Origin of the sequence: Occallatibacter savannae (genome assembly GCF_003131205.1) — a bacterium.
Lineage (GTDB): Bacteria > Acidobacteriota > Terriglobia > Terriglobales > Acidobacteriaceae > Telmatobacter > Telmatobacter savannae.
Map to the genome: position 1 here is coordinate 387,858 of NZ_QFFY01000006.1, position 16,174 is coordinate 404,031.

Annotated in this window: 12 protein-coding genes and 1 pseudogene; 7 read left to right on the forward strand and 6 right to left on the reverse strand. The window is 56.1% G+C overall.

Translation table 11 applies throughout. From position 1 onward, the window contains the following. The first annotated feature begins 13 nt into the window (after nucleotides 1-13). On the forward strand, nucleotides 14-649 hold the full coding sequence (locus tag DHV10_RS27340) for a redoxin domain-containing protein (RefSeq protein ID WP_162601788.1): 636 nt from the start codon (nucleotides 14-16) through the stop codon (nucleotides 647-649). 297 nt (nucleotides 650-946) lie between these two features. On the opposite strand, the gene DHV10_RS22410 is transcribed toward DHV10_RS27340, so the two are convergent. From DHV10_RS22410 to DHV10_RS22425, 4 genes are all read right to left on the reverse strand, one after another. Beyond that, a complete protein-coding gene (locus DHV10_RS22410) occupies nucleotides 947-2,389 on the reverse strand; it encodes a sigma-54-dependent transcriptional regulator (protein WP_109488645.1) in 1,443 nt (480 codons plus the stop codon). Nucleotides 2,390-2,397: 8 nt separating this feature from the next. After that, the gene (locus DHV10_RS22415; protein ID WP_162601789.1) at nucleotides 2,398-3,693 is read right to left on the reverse strand and encodes a sensor histidine kinase; all 1,296 of its coding nucleotides are present in this window, start codon (nucleotides 3,691-3,693) and stop codon (nucleotides 2,398-2,400) included. 62 nt (nucleotides 3,694-3,755) lie between these two features. Beyond that, entirely contained in the window at nucleotides 3,756-4,322 is a 567-nt protein-coding gene (locus DHV10_RS22420; RefSeq protein WP_109488647.1) for a DUF2231 domain-containing protein, read from the reverse strand. Nucleotides 4,323-4,366: 44 nt separating this feature from the next. Then, the gene (locus DHV10_RS22425) at nucleotides 4,367-4,999 is read right to left on the reverse strand and encodes a rubrerythrin family protein (RefSeq protein ID WP_109488648.1); all 633 of its coding nucleotides are present in this window, start codon (nucleotides 4,997-4,999) and stop codon (nucleotides 4,367-4,369) included. A 531-nt stretch (nucleotides 5,000-5,530) separates the two neighbouring features. Here DHV10_RS22425 and DHV10_RS28415 point away from each other — a divergent pair. The 3 genes and pseudogenes from DHV10_RS28415 (at nucleotide 5,531) to DHV10_RS22440 (ending at nucleotide 10,095) form a co-directional block, all read left to right on the forward strand. After that, entirely contained in the window at nucleotides 5,531-6,502 is a 972-nt protein-coding gene (locus DHV10_RS28415) for a universal stress protein (RefSeq protein WP_420818758.1), read from the forward strand. Between the two features lie 180 nt (nucleotides 6,503-6,682). Then, nucleotides 6,683-8,662 (forward strand): annotated as a pseudogene (locus DHV10_RS22435) (carboxypeptidase-like regulatory domain-containing protein); the annotation flags it as partial. A 161-nt stretch (nucleotides 8,663-8,823) separates the two neighbouring features. After that, complete coding sequence (locus DHV10_RS22440; protein ID WP_476703844.1) at nucleotides 8,824-10,095, forward strand: outer membrane beta-barrel protein; 1,272 nt, start codon at nucleotides 8,824-8,826, stop codon at nucleotides 10,093-10,095. A 636-nt stretch (nucleotides 10,096-10,731) separates the two neighbouring features. Here the strand turns inward: DHV10_RS22440 and DHV10_RS22445 are convergent. Together DHV10_RS22445 and DHV10_RS22450 are read right to left on the reverse strand one after the other, a co-directional pair. Beyond that, nucleotides 10,732-11,298 (reverse strand): hypothetical protein, encoded by a 567-nt coding sequence (locus DHV10_RS22445; RefSeq protein ID WP_162601792.1) that lies wholly within the window; start codon nucleotides 11,296-11,298, stop codon nucleotides 10,732-10,734. Nucleotides 11,299-11,554: 256 nt separating this feature from the next. Then, on the reverse strand, nucleotides 11,555-13,393 hold the full coding sequence (locus DHV10_RS22450) for a heavy metal translocating P-type ATPase (RefSeq protein ID WP_162601793.1): 1,839 nt from the start codon (nucleotides 13,391-13,393) through the stop codon (nucleotides 11,555-11,557). A gap of 965 nt (nucleotides 13,394-14,358) precedes the next feature. Here DHV10_RS22450 and DHV10_RS22455 point away from each other — a divergent pair. Genes DHV10_RS22455 through DHV10_RS22465 form a run of 3 tightly spaced genes read left to right on the forward strand, consistent with a single transcriptional unit; the run spans nucleotide 14,359 to nucleotide 16,159 of the window. Next, the gene (locus DHV10_RS22455) at nucleotides 14,359-14,691 is read left to right on the forward strand and encodes an STAS domain-containing protein (protein WP_162601794.1); all 333 of its coding nucleotides are present in this window, start codon (nucleotides 14,359-14,361) and stop codon (nucleotides 14,689-14,691) included. Nucleotides 14,692-14,699: 8 nt separating this feature from the next. Beyond that, nucleotides 14,700-15,125 (forward strand): ATP-binding protein, encoded by a 426-nt coding sequence (locus DHV10_RS22460; protein ID WP_109488655.1) that lies wholly within the window; start codon nucleotides 14,700-14,702, stop codon nucleotides 15,123-15,125. Continuing rightward, nucleotides 15,122-16,159 carry a PrsW family glutamic-type intramembrane protease gene (locus tag DHV10_RS22465; protein ID WP_109488656.1) on the forward strand — a complete coding sequence of 346 codons (1,038 nt, stop codon included), beginning with the start codon at nucleotides 15,122-15,124 and terminating at the stop codon, nucleotides 16,157-16,159. Before DHV10_RS22460 ends, DHV10_RS22465 begins: the two co-directional genes overlap by 4 nt. The last annotated feature ends 15 nt before the right edge of the window (nucleotides 16,160-16,174 follow it).

Here is a 16,174-nt window from a genome sequence, read left to right on the forward strand (position 1 = left end):
TTGCAGCAGGCCTATGCACCGTCAGTTCATCCTGCTGTTGTTCGCGGCACTCCTCGCCGGCACGCCCGCTTCCTTCTCGGAACAGAAGACGCCAAAGAAAAGTGTGTACGACTTTTCGCTCGTCGATAATGATGGCAGAACGGTATCGCTCTCCACCTACAGAGGCAAAGTCCTGCTTGTCGTCAATCTCGCCAGCCAGTCCACCTATCGCGATCAGATCTCTGCGCTCAATGATCTGCAGAATACCTATGGACCACAAGGATTGGTTGTCCTCGGCATTCCTTCCTCCGACTTCGGCTCCAAGGAACTGACGGACCCCAAAGCCGTGCGCCAATACTACGGTGACAAGCTGCACGTTGCTTTTCCGGTGTTCGCCCCAGCCAAGACTGCAGGGGTGGAGATCATCCCCCTTTACAGCTTTCTCTGCGATCCCAAAATCGGCGTTCCCGGCGGACAGCTCCACTGGAGCTTTACGAAATTCATCATCGGCCGCGACGGAATCCCACTCGCGCGCTACGAGGTAGGCGAAGACCCGCAGGGTCCCGCATTCCACCTCATCATCGAAGACGCGCTCGGAGGGAAACTGAAGAAGACCGATGCAATCAAGATTGACTCGACGGCCGGTGACCAAGAGGATCGAGAAGACTAGACCAGCAAGTTGACGAAGCGCAAAGGTTCTTTTCGGGAAGCCGGCGACTGTTTACGAATCTAGTCCACCTGGCAGTAAACGGGGCCCGGATTTCGCGATCCGGCTTGATAAAAAGTCGCTGACCCGTCATTCTGCGCGAGCCGCTGGCCTATCTGGAGCTAAGAGAGCGCATAGCCCGTTATACGGGCAAGTGAACTGGAGTTGTAGAGCCTAGCGGACTTTGCGGACGTGGTGGTATTCGGGTGCAGGACAAAGGACCTCACGCGGATCCAGGAGGAACTTCGTTTCAAGTTTCTTTCACATGCGATCCGCCGTGGAGGCGCCGCTACATTCGTCACTGATGGCGGAGTTCTCTGAGAGCTCGGGCAGACCGTGTTTTCCTAACTTGTAACCCAGATCGCTTCGGGAAAGACCCAGCTTTCGCGCCGCCTCAGCCTGGACCCCGCGGGAGAGTTCAAGAGAGCGTGAAATCAGTGCTCGTTCTAATTGCGCGAGAAGATCCCGCAGGTTCACCTGATGCGGTACCTGATCAACGATGGATGAGATCAGCGTGTCCGCCGAATGCCGCTCCCGAGCGGATATCGGCAGGTAGAGATCGTCTGCTTCGAGAGCAGCCGACTTCCCAAGGATTAGAGCTCTCTCGAGTACGTTTCGCAGCTCGCGTATATTGCCGGGGAAAGAATAGGTTGAAAGCTTTTCCAGTCCTTCCGGCGACACTGGCCTTGCTGCGATCTTCATCTCATCTGCGATTCGCTGGCAGAGACTCGTGCAGATGTCTGGGATGTCTTCCTTTCGTTCTCGCAGGGCCGGTAATCGAACCGGAACAACAGCGAGGCGATAATAGAGGTCTTGTCGGAAGGCACCGGAACTAACTCGCTGGCTCAAGTCGCGGTGTGTAGCTGCCAGCACTCTCACATCCACGCGACGCGTGGCTGAGGATCCAACACGTTGTATTTCGCCGTCGGCGAGAACCCGCAGAAGCTTCGCCTGAGCGGCGGGAGACATTTCCGCGACTTCATCGAGAAAGACAGTGCCCTGATGCGCCGCTTCGAACAGACCGGCCCGCGCGCGATCCGCTCCGGTGAAGGCTCCGCGTTCATGACCAAAGAGTTCGCTCTCCAGGAGGGTCTCCGTGACGGCAGCGCAGTTGATCGCGATGAAGGGCTTTGCGGATCGACTGCTGTTGCGGTGTATCGCGCGCGCGACCAATTCCTTTCCCGTGCCAGTTTCACCTGTGATGAGTACAGTCGTGGAGGTAGGAGCGACCTGCATGATGAGCTCACGCACTGCGGCGATTGCCGTTCCCGTTCCGCGGATTTCATCAGCACCTTCCAGTTTGCGGACCGTTGTCTTCAGGACGGCATTTTCACGCAAGAGCGCTGTGCGTTCGGAAGCCCGGCGCACCGAAGCCCTCACGACCTCGGGATCGAATGGCTTCGTGAGGAAGTCGAATGCGCCCTGCCTCATGCTCTCTACTGCTAGTTCAACGGTCCCAATCGCCGTGAGAAAGATGACCGAGGTTGTTGGATCATCCTCTCGGACGGCGCGGATGACATCAATGCCGCTTCCATCCGGCATGCGCTGATCGGTCAGTACGACGTCGAAGTCTTCGCGTTTGATCAGATCCAGGGCAGCTTTGGCGCCGTCAGCTTCGACGATCAAATGGCCGTCTTTACGAAGGTTTACGTCAAGGATGCGCCGCATTCCTTGTTCGTCGTCGACTACCAGGATTTTCGCCATCTGCTGCCTCAATTACCGGGATGTCCGGAACCGTTGATGATTTGAAGGGTGAAGACCACATTTCCATCTTCGTTCTTACTGATGTAAAGATCGCCGCCATGGGCCAACGCGATGCCGCGAGCGATTGCCAATCCCAGGCCGGTACCGCCAGGCTTGGTCGTGAAGAAGGGCTCGAAAACCTGCTTCAGGTTGTCGGGCTCTATCCTGCGGCCAGAGTTCTGCACATCCAGTGAAACGCGACCGTCGTGGTTACGTGAACGCACTTCGATTCGACCCCCTTCAGGAGTCGCGTCAACAGCATTCAAACAGAGATTGAGGAGGGCCGCCTCGATTTGTGACTGGTCAATGACCGCGTGTGTGCTGCCAACCATTTCGAAGGTGACAGCGATGTTGCGGCCGGCTGCGTGCATCCTGGTCAACTCGACGATATGTTCCAGGATATCTGCCAGAGAAACCTCTGAGACATCCGGCCTGACCGGGCGCGCATAGGTGAGGAAATCCTTTGTCAGCTTCTCCAGGCGCCGGGCCTCTCGACCAGCGATGCCGAACATCTCTTCCCGCTCCGGACCTTCAGCGGAGAGGCTCTTCGCGGTGCCAAGAGCGCTTGTAATCATCGCGACCGGATTGCGGATTTCGTGAGCGATGCTGCTTGCAAATCGGCCGACGGCAGAAAGTTTCTCCTCTGCGATGAGCCTCTCCCGCGTCGATTCGAGCTCCCTCATGTTGCTGTAGAGTCTCTGCTCGTTGCTTCTGAGCTGATTGACGAGATACCACACAAGCAAGCCCATCAGCGTATAGATTGCGGCGATCATCGCAATTTCGAGATACTCGGTCGGGCGCGGCGGAGGATGAGAGGAGAAAAAATGGTATGCCCATGCGAACATCATGCCGACGGCAGCGACGATTGTCAGGATTGTCGGGACCAGCCGCAGGTGATATGCGCATTGAAGAATGGGAATTGCGAGGAGCACAAAGTAAGGCGGATCGTCCCGGTTGGTGAAGTACGCGAGCAAGAAGGCGAGCAGGAATAGCGCGACAACCGATGTAAACGTCTCGATTCGCGCAATCTTTTTATCAATTCCTTCCCGCTTGCCCTGAAGCCATATGACTTCCAGCATTTTGAGAGAGAAGGCGCCACCCAGCAACAGGATGACAGCAGCGCTCGGCTCACCCAGCAGTGAGGCGAACAGGGTATGGATCACCAGCAGAACTGCGATGACAAACAGGGTAAGAATTCCGAAGGCAATCTGCTGCCTTCGAAAGGCTAGCGCTTCCAACTGATCGAATGAAGTGATGCTGGGCATCGGACTTTCTGTGTCTGAGCTATTGCCAGAATAGTACTCCTGATGCGGCCGGCCCGACACAGCTACCGCATTTCCGCCCCCTCTTCAGAAGGCTCGGTCACTGAGGTGTGAGAGGTCTGGTTTGCGCCCTGGTCTGGAGGCAGAATGGCGTGAACACCGAATTCGTGAACCAGCCGGCCGCCCTCATGCGCGGTATTGATCAGAAACAACACACCCACGGTGTACAACGCGAGGAAAGCCGACGGCAGGAAGGTCGAAAACAGCCGATTATCTCCACGTGCTAACAATCTAGGCACAGCGACCATCGCGAGCAGGATTGCACTGAGTCCGGCAAAGACGATCTCCGTCTCTTCGGCTAGTTCCTGATGAGTCTTGAGTACAGCGTCAGCAGGTCCTCCGCGCTCGGCCAGCTCTGCTGCGGAATGTCCGGTGGATGCGGCGATGAAGACCGAGGCAGTTCCCAGAAGCAGGGTGATCAGCGCGGCGCTCATATAGGGCCTGCCTTTTAGAGGACTGAGCACCGCGCTGATCACGATAAAAACGGGACTCAACAGCAGAAGTGCGATTGGGAAGTGAATGACGAGCACATGCAGGGAGTCCCAGGTAGGTATTGGCGGAAATTGCAGCATTGTGAACCTCTCAGTCAGGAGGCTGGCTTTCAGTCCGGCCAGCTTCAGGCCACTTTCTCGAACTTATTCTTCGAGGTGAAGCAACTCGGGCATTCCTTGAAGTTGGTCTCTCGAGCCGTGAAGCCACAAGTTGGACAGACGTAGTGTGTGACGCTTTTTGAACCCTTCAGCTTTTCGAGATTGGACAGGGAAGCCGCGAAGAGTCTTGCGTGTTCAGATTCCGCACTCTTCGCAAGGTTGAGCGTCCGTATCGCCCCAGTGTTGTGGTCGCTTCTCGCCTGTTTCAAGAATCCCGGATACATCGTGTCGCGCTCGTACGATTCACCCTTGATGGCTTCCTCGAGGTTCTCGCGGGTAGTCTTGACGACGGGCTCCTGAACATCTGCTTTCGCAACGCCCCCGAGTTCGCCGATCACTGCGGAGTGGTTCATCGCGTGAACCTCTTCGGCTCGCGCTGCGGCACGAAATAAGCTTGCGACCTCTCCGTAGCCCTCCTTATCAGCTTGCTTCGCGAAGGCAAGGTAGCGAGCGTGGGCATTGCTTTCACCGTTGTAAGCAGTCTGCAGGTTTTCAATGGTGGTGGCCCAAACCGGCGCGCAAGCAAGCACTGCACCGGCGATTGCGAATATTGCAACAGAGCTGAAAAAGCCCGAGATGATGGGATGACGTCTGGTCATTTGTCTTTCTCCCGTGTCGCGCGTGAAAACGCGAGCTCTTCAAGGACATCACAGCACGTTGTCAGCCATCCCTGACCCTAAGCTCTTCCGTGCACTCGGGTCTTGTCTCGCCAACTGATGCAGGCGTGCGCGACAGATTGAACATGTCAACGAATTCGAGACGGTGGAGCTTTGGCCAGACGAGCAGGCGGGTGGATTGGTCCCATTATCAGGTGCATTCAAATACGGTTCTAGCCGCTGTTCTGGAACCGCCAAAGATTCGGACACACGTACAAAATCTTGGACGAACCTGGGCCACAGATCTGCCCGGAAGCGCGGCAAATTACCTAAAAGCAAAGAAATGTCGACGGAGAGAAAGTGGTCACGGGCTTGCGTTCAAGAGTCGCGAGAAGCAGGGCCACCCTTGTTTCCCTGACAGCGTGCGCCTCATTGAAGGGTGAGGCGCTGAGGAGGCGTTCAATGCAAGTCTTCCGGTCTGCGGCGATCCTTGCCCACCTCCCCCACCGTCCCGTATCGGCCAAGACACTCCGAATGTGGTGTACCCCTGAGGTCATCCTGGGGGTCACCACGCTGTCAGATGAACAAGCTTTGCTGCCACACATCATCAATCAGGCACGACAGAGCGGGGCCAAAATCATCCTTGCTCATGCGCAGAGCTTACAAGGAAGGCAAAATTGCCGACAACCACCTCTCTCTCGGCCAACGTTGGGCACGAGAGAGACCCGTGAAGCACTGGATCGTCTGGCGAGACAACTTCGGTGGCTCGGATTTACGTGCGAGCCAATTTTGTTGTCAGGACCGCCTGAACTAGAGATTCCATACCTGGTCCGCTCCTGTGGCGTCGACCGCGTGCTCATCGGATTCGAGGAGGATCCTGATCCGACGACGAGGAAGACCTCTCTACTTCCCGAACAGCTCCTGCGAGGGGTAGACGTTCCGGTATGCGTAATAGGCAGAAATGCTGTTCACGCGAACAGGGTTGCAATTCGAAACATCACGCTCGCAGTATCTGCTGAATCCAGCTGTGAGGTTCCGCTGAGTTTCGCATGCAGACTGGCACAGGAGCATCGCGCCGCTCTCAATGTACTTCATGTATTTGATCCGGAATCCGACGGCGACAGGGTTTCCACTCCTCAGGAGGTAGTCGCCAGATTGCCCTTTTCCACATGGCGCGAAGCTGAACTGTTTTGCCCAAGTCAGGTCGCGGTGCGAGAAGGCCGGCCTGCGGACGAAATCCTGAGCTATTGCCGCTCAACTCAACAGGATCTGCTCATTCTTTGCTCGCCTGGGAACACGTTATCCGAAAAGGCGTGGCGGGATGGGGTGAGTTACCGGACGATAGCCGGGGCGCCTTGTCCGGTGTTTATCGCCGATAGACATTCAGAGGTCGCCGTAGCACTCAACATTCCCGGGGGCCCTGACGCACAGAAGATTCCTCCTCGCGCCGAGCAAACATGCGAGGTGCGGAGAAAGGAGGCGATGAACTATCAGCGGCCGAAGTGATGTTGCGCTTAGGCTCTCCACACCGAGCCGCTGAACGTATTTGGAGGCTCCCTGAAATGAACATGATCAGGGTGGACGAACGAGCGAGAGGAGCATTCCCGACTCCTCCTTAACGGATGGATCAGCATTCCAAGAGGCACTATGACAAAAGTGAAAAGGTTCATCTTGCTGGCGTTGCTCATGGCTTTGGGAGGCATAGTCTCCGCGTACGCGCAGGCGAACTCGCAGCTGACGGGCATCATCACTGACCAGACTGAAGCAGTCGTGGCCGGGGCTACCGTGACGCTCACGGATCCTTTGACCGGCTTCACCAAAGAAACCGAGAGCGGACCGTCGGGACTCTACACAATAAGTGGACTCAATCCCGCGACGTACATTCTCAAGATCACCGCGAAGGGCTTTGAAACCTACATCCAAAGCGGCCTCGTTGTGAACGTATCTTCTACAGTGCGCGCGGATGCCAAGCTCACCATCGGTTCGGAATCGCAGACCGTCACCGTCGAAGCCAATGCACTGGTTCCGCAGGTGGACTCCAATGTGGTGAGCTCACTGATCAGCTCCGAGCAGATCAGTTCTATCGCGACTCAGAATCGCAACTTCGCAGCTCTGGCGGCGCTGGGGCTTGGTGTCAGCTCGGCCCTGCCGGACAGCAACACTCCGACGTCAGTGGCATCGAACTTCACCATCAGCGTTAACGGTCTCCGGCAAAGCCATAACATCTGGCTTATCGACGGCGCTGAAGCTGATGACCGCGGCGGAGCAGGCGGCATGAATATCATGCCCTCTCAGGATGCGATCGCCGAATTTAACGTAATGTCGTCGAACTATCCTCCGGATTATGGCATTTCGTCTGGAGCGACGATGAGTCTCTCGCTGAAGAGCGGCTCGCAAAAGTACCACGGGTCGCTGTTTGAATTCAATCGCACACCCGCGTACAACGCCAAAGAGCCCATTTCGAGAACGAAGACCAACGCGCATTACAACATCTTCGGCGGCAACTTTGGCGGTCCGTTATTTATTCCCAAGGTCTTCAACACGAATCGCAATAAGACTTTCTTCTTCGTGAATGAGGAGTGGAGAAAGATCCTCTCCGGTGCAGGTACAACCAACAGCCCAACCCTTCCGAATGCGGATCGACCTACTGCGGGACAAAGCCTGAAGTACGTTGCTCCGGGTTTCGCTCCGACGACAAGCATCATCGTTCCGGTGGTTGGCGATCCTGCGTTCAACGCGCAATTGACATCGCTGGGACTCACGCCGGGAAAGCCGTTTCCGAACAACACGATTCCTTACCAGCTCTTCGACCCAAATGCGGTACTGTTCCTGAGTTCGGGAATCGTGCCCAAGCCAACGACCAGCGATGACAAGGCAGTTGCGAACATCGCAAATCCGATCGATGTACGCGATGACATCGTGCGAGTCGACCACAGGTTCAACGACAAGTGGAACATTCTTGGCCACTACATGCATGACAAGGTGAGCCAGGGATACGGTGTCCCGTTCCTTGGGTGGTTATCTGCGAACTACAACACTGTTACCTCGACCCTCTCAAACCCGTCTTACTCGGCAGCAATCAAGTTGAGCGGAACGCTGAGTCCAAGCCTGCTGGTCGAAGCCAGCATGAACTACGACGGCAACATTATCGACATCATCAACAGCCCTCTGGCCAACAAGCCCTCAGGGTGGAATGCCGGTACGTTCTTCAACAATGGATCGAAACTCGTGCCGGGAATGGGCTGGGGTACTCCCTACAACACGAACGAGCAGATGGGTTCAGCGCCATGGCACAACGCAGCACAGGACTACATGCCAAAGGGCGACATTTCCTACACCAAGGGCAAGCACGCCATGAAGTTCGGCGTCAGCTACAACCGGTATACGAAAAACCAGCAGCTGTTCGGCAATGTGATGGGGCAGTACAACTTCAACGCGAACCTCTCGGGCGACGCGTTCATGGATATGCTGATGGGCTTCTCGGGTAATTATCAGCAGTTCATGGAGGCGCCGATCCGGCACTACGTAAACCAGACTCCTTCGGCTTACGCGATGGATAACTGGCACGTGACGCCGAGATTGTCGCTTCAACTTGGCCTGCGTTATGACGCTCTGCCGCACGCATGGGAGCGGAGCAATGCCGTTTCGAATTTCGATCCGAAACTCTATATTTTCGCTGCACAGCCGACGTGGAATGCTGATGGATCCATGGATCCGAGCGGCCCTGGGTTCCGAGTGGTCAATGGAATTCCGTATTACCTGAATGGGATGGGGTTGCGGGCGTCAACGGATTTCCGCACGGGCTTGTCACCAACGATTACAAGACATTGCAGCCACGCTTGGGCTTCTCTGAAGACCTCTTCGGGAATGGCAAAACTGTTCTCCGCGGCGGATTCGGGACGTTCTTCGAGCGTATGCAGGGCAATGACATCTACAACGCGGCGACTGCGCCGCCGTTCGCTTACAACCCAAACGCAAACAACGTCTACTTCAGCACGCCCTCTAAGAGTTGGGTGAACGGCGATGTAGCTTCCAAGCCGTTCTTCCCGGCTGGCATCCAGAACATGCCTCAGAGCTACAGAGCGCCTGGGGTGGCACAGTTCAGTTTTGGTGTCCAGCATGAAGTGGCGCCTTCGATGGTCTGGGTAGTCCAGTATGTGGGCAACATTGCATGGCACCAAAACGTTCAACGGAATATCAACAACTTCCCGGTGGAGACTAACCTAAACGTTCGCTGCAACGCAGGCGATGGCAGCAATAAGTACCCGGGAGGAGACCATTGTCCGAACGGAAGCGCCCCTCACGCCCTGGCCAACACCAACTTCTACCGGACGTACCCAGGATGGGCCGGTATTAACCAGCAGGAAAACACAACGAACGGAACATACAATGGCTTCCAGACCGGGCTCCGTATCCAGAACCGCTGGGGGCTGAGCGGAGAGGTTGATTACACATGGTCGCACGAGATCGATCTCACTACTTTCGATCTGAACAACGTCAGCAATCCGTGGAACTTGAAGTATGACAAAGGTTCGGGTTCACTCGACCGTCGGCATATCCTGAGCATCAATTATGTCTATCATCTTCCGTTATTCAAGAACTCGAGCGGATGGACGAAGACGCTGCTTGGCGGTTGGGAGATTGCCGGCACTGCACTCGCTGAGTCTGGTGTGATCCCAGCCAACCAGGGGCCTGGACTGTCGATCAGCTATGATCCGATCGGACTTGGCGGAGGATATACGAACCGTCCCGACCAGACCGGGAGGACTCGCTACCTGAAAGAACGGAACAAGTGGTTCGACACGAGTACGTTCTCGGCGCCGATCCCCGCATGGCTTGGAGGTCCGAACCTGGGCTTCGGAAATGCACGGAAGGACGCAATCGTCGGACCGGGCCGCGAAAACTTCACAACCTCTCTCTACAAGACGTTTGCGATTCGGGAGGCGGCGAGCTTCCAACTCCGCTTTGAATCGTTCAACACGCTAAACCACTTCCAGCCGAACGGACTGAATACCAGCTATGGCGGCAGTCAATTCGGTCAGATCACAAGTGCATGGGATCCTCGAACGCTGGAGCTAGGTGGAAAATTCAGCTTCTGATGTTGGTTGAGGACGCGGTGCTGCTTGCCGCGTCCTCGTTTTCACCTGCTTCTGTGTGTAGCTTCATCTTTCCGCTGCAGCCAGAAATGGACGTGGTCTGAAAGAAGTTCCAGATTCGGGCAGAAACCTCTATGCCTGCCCGTCAACAAGGGTGCGGTGGATGGCCTTCCTTCCGCACCCTTGCTGAAAAGCCTGCCTCCCCCAGATAAGAGAGTGCGGCAGGTGCATTTCTCGAAGCATTCTGCATGCGTTCTCCCGGACAAACCGAAAGGAGAACCAATGTGATTTGCTTTTGAGAAATGCACCGCCGCATCCCTCGGCGTTCCTTTGCTGCCAGCGTCATCTCGATCAAGAGAAGCCGAGCCTGTTGCTCACGAAGGAACAAGGTTGTGAGCCTGTCCAAGAAGTGTGAGTACAAGGCTGGCCAGCCCATCCATCAGATTTGTTCTGCAAAACACTTGGGACGGCGGGACCGGATGCTCCCGAGAGTGACAGCGGAACACAACCGTCAATAGACAAGGACCCGCAGTGCGTCGGAACGAATAGAACGGCAATTCAATGTCCCTTTGCATGGCCCCTAAATGGAATGAGCCCGCCAAATGGCGGGCTCATTCGCGCAGTCAGTTCAGGGATACCCTACTCTTTGGAGACTTCGGTCGCGGGTGGAAGATCAAGAGACGCTTCGAGTCCGTTTGCCCTGGCTCTCGCGTCGCCGTACTCAACGAAGGACGAAACCAGCTTGGACGTCCTACTCATGTATTCGCGGTTCGCCTTCACATAGTCGTGAAAGGCCGGCATGTTCACTCGATGCTTGTTGTCTCTGAAGTGAGCGATGGTCGTGTTGAGGTGGTCTGCCATCTCTTTCAGCAGAGGATCCACGCGATCGATTGCGTCCTGCTGCCAGGGCGACCCCTCACTGCGCATTGCACTGAGCTTGTCGAAGTCCTGGATCAGGTTATTGGCATGATCCGCGATTGTGCGCAGACGTTGCGCGTGAGACTCCGAGGACATGGTGTGGGAACGGGTGTAGGACTCAAGGGTTTCAGAATCGTCAGAGGCAAGCACTGCATGCGATTCAACCTCTTTCAGCAGATCGTTGATAGCTTTTGAGTCAGTGTTCTGTGCAGGTGCATTGGGGGGCAGAATCAGGAGTGCTCCCAGAGCTGCACTCCCCATAAACGAAGCCATGTGGCGTTTTCTCATATCTCCTCCGAGGGCGGCATTCGCCCTTAATTGCAGGACCAGCCGTGAGGGGCTCCGCTGTATGCCTTAGCCCGATTCCGTCGCCATTTTGCATATGGGTGTTTCGATACTCGGGAGGCGCGTGGTCCTGAACCAGTACTCTGCAAGTCTCGTTCCACACGAATACGCGAGACCGATGGCTGAATCAGTCTGAGGTGGCGCCGATCTGATCGAAACAGTCAAAAGCTTAGGACGGCTTGTCATGATCTGATGACATCTAGTGCGTTCGATGAGGAGCATAGACGGTGGGTGCTGCCTGGGAGGCCCGCTTCGGGGCACGTCCTGATTCGACTTGTGCAGGCCCGATTCTGAAGTCGCTGAGCGGAGGGCTTGGGAGAATCATGCGGAGCGAGTTGAGGATTGCGGCCAGATCGATAAATTCCTGAAGAATGGCGCCTTCAACAGGCGCGAGGTATCCTGCCGCCGCCACGGCCATCCCCAGTACACTCAGCCCCATGCCGCCTATCGCACTCGTAAGCGCGATACGACGCATGCGATCGCCGATGTGGATCAACTCATCCACAGATGCAAGAGAGGATTGAAGGATCACGGCGCCTGCAGCCTCGCTTGTGACATCGCTATTGACTCCAAGGGCAATGCCAACTGTGGCATTCATCATCGCGGGAGCATCGTTTATCCCATCGCCGATGTACAGCGTCGGTTCTTTTCTCGTCAGATCCTGAACGAGTGCGAGTTTCTCTTCTGGAGATTTCCCTCCGTGGATCTCTGAAATTCCAACCAGTTGGGCAAAATACTCCACCTCTGAAGGTCTGTCGCCAGAGAGCAGTATGGTTCTGGAAAAGCCATGGTGCGACCTGACATGGCGTAGGAATGGCTGGCTTTCTCTGCGGGGTTGGTCGCGAAAGCGCAGCAGCCCAGCGACAGCCCCATCTACCAGGGCAACGCACTCCATGCCCGCCCCCAAGTCACTGATGCTGCGACGTGTCTCTTCACTTAGCTTGCTGCGGCTTGTCAAAGCGAATGTCCGGCCACCGATCGTTCCGGTGAGACCGCAGCCGGGCTCCTCGCGCACATTCTCCGGTAGCAATAAAGGGATATGTTCGTCAGAAGCTATTTGTAGGACAGCACTGGCCAACGTATGTTTCGAGAACTTCTCGAGGCTGGCTGCAAATTGCACGATGTCTCGGCGGGGCAGGGAGTCGGTACACACCACCTCTGTGAGCGTCGGCTTGCCACAGGTCAGGGTTCCGGTCTTGTCAACAATGAGAGTTGTGCAGGAGCCGATCTTCTCTAGTACTGAAGGGTCTTTGACTACGATCCCATGGCGTGCGCTCACCGAGATGGCGCTTGTGATTGCGATTGGGATTGCGAGGAGCAAGGGACAGGGTGTAGCGATGACCAGGATCGACAGAAAACGATCAGCATCTCCGCTCAACATCCAGGCAGCGATTGCAACGGCAATGGACAGGGGCGCGTACCACAATCCAAGTCTGTCCCCGAGGCGTCTCATGTGAGGCCGGTTCTTCTCGGATGCGTGCAGAACCTCGACAATGCGGGCGTATCTCGATTCACTCACCACGCGGGTAGCCTGAATCGTCAGCGGCGCGTTTCCATTTATCGCTCCGGAAAGTACTGCGGCGCCCGGAGCCTTTTCGATTTCGAACGGCTCTCCGGTGAGATAAGACTCGTCCATACTGCCGTTTCCGCGCACAACCAGGCCGTCTACCGGGCAAAGCTCGTGAGGGTAGACAAGCAGCAGGTCGCCGGGAGCGACTTCTTCGATGGCGATATCCTGCGAGATTCCTCCATCTGTTTGTTTATGAGCAATCTGGGGCATTCTGCGAGCGAGAGCGCGCAGGACGGAGGAGGCGCGGCGGGTGGCGTAGTCCTCTAAAGCTTTTCCGCCGGAAAACATGAGAATCACGATCGCGGCGACCCAATCATGTTTCAGCCAGACGGCACTCCCGATGGATATGAAGGCAAGTACATCGACGCCGAAGCTTCGATTTTTCAGTTCCGAAAGCAGTTCAAGGCAAATCGGCACGCTTGCGATGCCGATCGTTGCAAGAAGGATGATGTCTCGTAGTTCAGACACTCGAAACAGATAAGGTCCACCCCAGGCCGCGACCATGCCTACAACGACGAAAGCGGGCAAAAACAGGGGAGAGCGGGCCTGTATGCTCTCCATCGAACAAAATGAGTTTAGTTTGGTCCACATTCAGGCGGTCTTTCTTGAGGTGAGGAGGTGAGTGCGCGACAGTGGCTGAGCAAATGGAAGGGCTCGATCATTGCTCCTGCTCTTAGTGGGAACAACTTTCTCTTCAAAGATCACGCCCTTCGATGTCCATCGCCGCAGCCTCAGATGTGTAGAGCATTTCGGGCACAGCCAGAAATAGCGGCTCGGGACCGAGCATATTGGAAAACCGCCATCGCTTCGAAGAACACGTTCTTCCGGAGGTACGTCCAACTCAACAAGGCATAAGACGCCGGTGCTCAGATCAGCAGCCGGCAACCGGCAGTCAGGGTTTGCGCATTGCATGGGAGGGCTCCCTCTGATGTCCGGAAATTCATTTGCAATTGGCGGACCAGTCATCAGAGTGTGAAGCCGCAATCCCGCATGCTCAGGCCGGTGGCAGTCGAAGCAGATTATCTTCGATAGTCGTTAAATGACTTTGCGCGAACGGGGTCAGGAGAAGGGCCGGCTTCAGCGGTGGAAGGCATGACCTTTGAAACAAAGCGCCTTCGCACTGGTCGCCGCAACAGATCGTAATCCAGCCCCTGCATTAGGACCTGTCGAGACGAGCGACCAGCAAGGTTCAGATCCAACGACTTCAGAGATATCCTGAAACGGGCCAGTTTTCAGCGATCCACGTTGACGGAAAGTCGCCGACGCTGTGATGAGGCCTCATGCCTCTCTGGAACAAGTGAGCGAGTTGCCCGTTTGATGGACGAGTGGACTGGGTTTGTTAACTTTGGCTGAGTTGCGGTTTGTCGAGCCAGGCGTGGACTGGAGCGATTCGCATTGACGTTCAGGGTATGGTGAGGCACCCTAGGAGTACTGTGACAATCGACCGCACGGAAGTTGATGGCAAGGTCGTGCTGCGTGTGGCTGGCCGCATGGATGCAGAGAACGCGGTTCTGTTTGAGCGAGAGTGCGAGTCGTGCCTCACGGATGGCGTTAGAGCTCTCGTGATCGACCTGACCGACCTTAAGTATGTAAGCAGCATGGGGCTGCGTTCGTTTGTGATGATCGGGCAGAAGTTGAAGGAAAAGGGCGGGGATTTTCGAATCTGCTGTCTGACCGGGCTGGTTCGTCAGGTATTCGAGATAACAAGGCTCAACCAGGTTCTGCCCTTGCACGATTCGCTGGAGTCCGCTCTCGTAGGGGGATAACGAGAAGCTTGCCGGACACGCCCAAGACATTAACGCTGATTGCGAAGCCCGCATCGCTCGGCTCTGTCACCGAGTTCGTCAGAATGGGTGCGCGAGAAGCGGAGCTGCCTGATCTGCACATTCGGCAATTGGAACTGCTGATCGAGGAGATCTTTATCAACATCTCGCGGTATTCCTATCCGGAAAATTCACCCGGGTCGGTCACGATCAGTTACGCGGTTCCGAAAGCGGGAGAGCTGCATGTTGAGGTTGGGGACCAGGGGATTGAATTTGATCCTCTCAGCGCGCCCGCGCCGGACCTTACGCTGAGTTTAGAGGAACGGCCGGTCGGGGGACTGGGAATCTATCTGCTGAAGACGCTGGCAGGGTCGCTCAGTTATCGGCGCGAACAGGGCTGGAACCGCTTGCGGTTTGGGATCTCGGCGGAATCGTGATTACACCGTCGATCCATAGCATCGATCTGCTCCGGCTGGCGCTGGCATTCCTGCCGGTGCTTCTATTTCTCGTTGCGCTTCGCGGTTTGGACAGCTACAAGCTGGTTTCGATTCGCTCGGTGGCGATGGGGCTGGGTGCGGGTGCGATTGCGGCCGGCCTTTGTTTTGCGATCAATACGTTGATCTTCCAGCGGTTTGCAGGGTATGAGGATCAGTACGCGCAATTTGGAGCGCCGGTGGTGGAGGAGTTGGCGAAGGCGGCTTACTGGACCTTTGTGATTGCGACAGCCCGGACGGCGTTTATGGCCGACTCGGCGATCTGCGGCTTTGCGGTTGGGGCTGGGTTTGCGCTGGTCGAGAATGTCTCCTATTTGCATTTGCTGCAAGGGAAGGGCGTTGGGGTCTGGCTTCTGCGAGGCTTCGGGACTGCGGTGATGCATGGTGGAGTGGCAGCACTAGGCGCGACGCTTTCGGTGTTTTTGCTGGAAGGCCGGGAGTCTGTGAGCTTCCGGTTGTTTATTCCCGGCGTGGTGTCTTCGATTCTGCTCCATTCGCTGTTCAACCAGAATCTGGAGTCTCCGCTGACATCCACCGTTGCGGCGGTTCTGGGCATCCCGGTGATTCTCGCTTTTGTCTTTTACTTCAGCGAGAAGTCTCTGCGGGAGTGGCTGGGAGGCAAACTGGATCGCGACATCGACATGATCGGCATGATAGGTTCGAAGGAATTTCAGGAGACCAGGGTGGGCTCTTATCTCACGAGTCTGCAGGAAGCCTTTCCGCCTGCTGTGCGGGGCGACATGCTTTCTCTGCTGCAGTTGACGAGTGAGGTAAGCGCACGCGCGAAAAGCGAGCTGATGTTCAGGGAGATGGGGCTGGAGGTTGCACCTGACCCTGAGGTGGATAGCCTCTTGACGGAGTTGCGGTATCTGGAAAAGAGTATTGGGCCAACGGGGATGCTGGCGATCCGGCCACTGCTATCGCAAACGCCCCGTGATCTGTGGGAGATGCACCGGCTGGGTCAGAAGCAACGCTGAAGGGACTACTATTCG